Genomic DNA, 494 nt, shown 5'->3' with positions numbered 1-494 from the left:
GAATTCCATTTATTTGGAGAGAAACTTTATCTATCCCCTGTACTTGATTTGTTTAACGGAGAAATTATTGCCTATAACCTTGAAAAACGTCCTATCTATCCACTTGTTTCAGAGATGTTAGAACAAGCCTTCACTCGCTTATCTGAAGGAGATGCCCCAGTGCTTCACTCTGATCAAGGATGGCATTATCAAATGAAACAATACGCTCACGCATTAAAAAAACATGGCATTACACAAAGTATGTCTCGTAAAGGAAACTGCCTTGATAACGCAGTAATTGAGAACTTCTTCGGTCTCTTAAAATCAGAATTACTTTACTTACAAGAGTTTGAAAACATGGAACACTTCAAGCGAGAGCTTGAACAATATATTGAATACTACAACCACAAACGAATTAAGGCAAAATTAAAAGGATTAAGTCCAGTACAATATCGAACTCAATCCCTACAAGCTTCTTAACTAAATAAAGTGTCTAACTTTTTGGGTTCACTTCA

General features: G+C 35.6%; 1 protein-coding gene. It reads left to right on the top strand.

Annotated elements, in window-relative coordinates; genetic code table 11:
• Nucleotides 1-459, top strand: a 459-nt coding sequence (locus tag ACOMCU_RS28310; RefSeq protein WP_421052320.1) for an IS3 family transposase, incomplete at its 5' end; no start/stop codon positions are given.
• Nucleotides 460-494: the final 35 nt, after the last annotated feature.

It is taken from the genome of Lysinibacillus sp. UGB7, from assembly GCF_049058285.1.
Classification (GTDB): domain Bacteria; phylum Bacillota; class Bacilli; order Bacillales_A; family Planococcaceae; genus Lysinibacillus; species Lysinibacillus sphaericus_B.
Note: the sequence above shows the minus strand (reverse complement) of the source record. Positions and strands in the feature narration are given on the sequence as shown.